A 1,911-nucleotide genomic window follows, 5' to 3' on the forward strand; every position below is an offset into this window, starting at 1 on the left:
CGCCAGGCCCTGGCGAGCGCGGGGCTGGCCCCGGCCGACGTGGACGCCATGGAGGCCCACGGCACGGGCACCACCCTCGGCGACCCCATCGAGGCCCAGGCGATCCTCGCCACCTACGGCCGGAACCGCCCCGCCGACCGGCCGCTGCTGCTCGGCTCGGTGAAGTCCAACATCGGTCACACCCAGGCCGCCGCCGGTGTCGCGGGCGTCATCAAGATGGTGATGGCGATGCGGCACGGCGTGCTGCCCAAGACGCTCCACGTCGACCAGCCGACCTCGCAGGTCGACTGGTCCACCGGTGAAGTCGAACTCCTCACCGAGCCCCGCGCCTGGCCGGACACCGACCGGCCGCGCCGGTTCGGTGTGTCGTCGTTCGGCTTCAGCGGCACGAACGCGCACACCATCATCGAGCAGGCCCCGACGGTCGAGGAGACCGCTCCCGCCGTCGACTCCCGTCCGGTCGGACAGGTGCCGTGGCTGCTCTCGGCCCGCAGCGCCGAGGCCCTGCGGGAACAGGCGGCACGGCTGCTCTCCGACGCGGTCGACCTGAACCCCGTGGACGTCGGCTACTCCCTCGCGACGACGCGGGCGTCGCTGGAACAGCGCGCGGTCGTCATCGCGGAGGACGCGGAGACCCGGCTGACCGCCCTCACCGCGCTCGCCGACGGCAGGCAGTCGGCGGGCGTGGTGACGGGCACCGTCGCAGGCGGACTGCTGGCCTTCCTGTTCTCGGGGCAGGGTTCGCAGCGGCTCGGCATGGGCCGCGAACTGGCCGAGCGGTACGAGGTGTTCGCGGAAGCCCTGAACGTCGTACTCGACGAGTTCGACCCGCGCGTACGTGAGGTGCTGTTCGGCGAGGACGCCGACGCGCTGAACGAGACCGGGGTGACGCAGCCGGCGCTGTTCGCCGTCGAGGTGGCGCTGTTCCGGCTCTTGGAGTCGTGGGGCGTCCGCCCCGACGTCCTTGCCGGTCATTCGATCGGCGAGGTTGCCGCCGCGCATGTGGCTGGCGTCTGGTCGCTGGCCGACGCCGTGAAGGTGGTGTCGGCGCGAGGCGCCCTGATGCAGGCGCTGCCGTCCGGTGGAGCCATGGTCGCGATCCAGGCGACCGAGGCCGAGATCCTGCCGGAGCTGACCGGCACCGTGGGCATCGCGGCGGTGAACGGCCCCACCTCGGTGGTCGTCTCCGGTGTCGCCGCCGATGTCGACGCGGTCGCGGAGAAGTGGCGCGAGGCGGGCCGCAAGGTGACCCGGATCCGCGTGAGCCACGCCTTCCACTCGCCGCTGATGGAGCCGATGCTCGACGACTTCCGGCAGGTACTGGAGGGTGTCTCCTACGAGGCGCCGTCGCTCCCGATCGTGTCGACGCTGACGGGCCGCCCGGCCACCGCTGATGAGCTGACATCGCCGGAGTACTGGGTGCGGCACGTGCGCGAGGCCGTGCGGTTCCACGACGCGGTCGTGGCGTTGCGTGAACAGGGTGCCGAGACGTTCGTCGAGGTCGGCCCTGGCGGCACGCTGTCGGCGCTGGGGCTGGGCTGTGCGCCCGACGCGGTGTTCCTGCCCGCGTTGCGTGCCGAGCGGCCCGAGGAGGCCGCGCTCGTGACGGCCGTGGCCGCCCTGCACACGCGGGGCGTGGCGGTCGACTGGGCCGCGTACTTCGCGGGCAGCGGCGCCCGGCGGGTGGACCTGCCCACCTACGCGTTCCAGCACGAGCGCTACTGGCTGGAGGCGGCGGCCGGCGAGCGCGCCGACAAGCTTTCGCCGACGGAGACACGCTTCTGGGAGGTCGTCGAGGACGGTGACCTCGCTGACGTCGCCCGTACGTTGGATGTGTCGTCGGACGCTCCGTTGAGTGAGGTGTTGCCGCGGTTGTCCGCGTGGCGCAAGGAGCAGCAGGGCCGTGCCACG

General features: G+C 72.5%; 1 protein-coding gene. It reads left to right on the forward strand.

What is annotated here, in order from left to right:
- Positions 1-1,911 (forward strand): acyltransferase domain-containing protein (locus AB0I16_RS35755; RefSeq protein WP_363253856.1); only part of this gene is annotated, 1,911 nt, incomplete at both ends.

The organism is Streptomyces sp. NPDC050703, from assembly GCF_040654435.1.
Classification (GTDB): domain Bacteria; phylum Actinomycetota; class Actinomycetes; order Streptomycetales; family Streptomycetaceae; genus Streptomyces.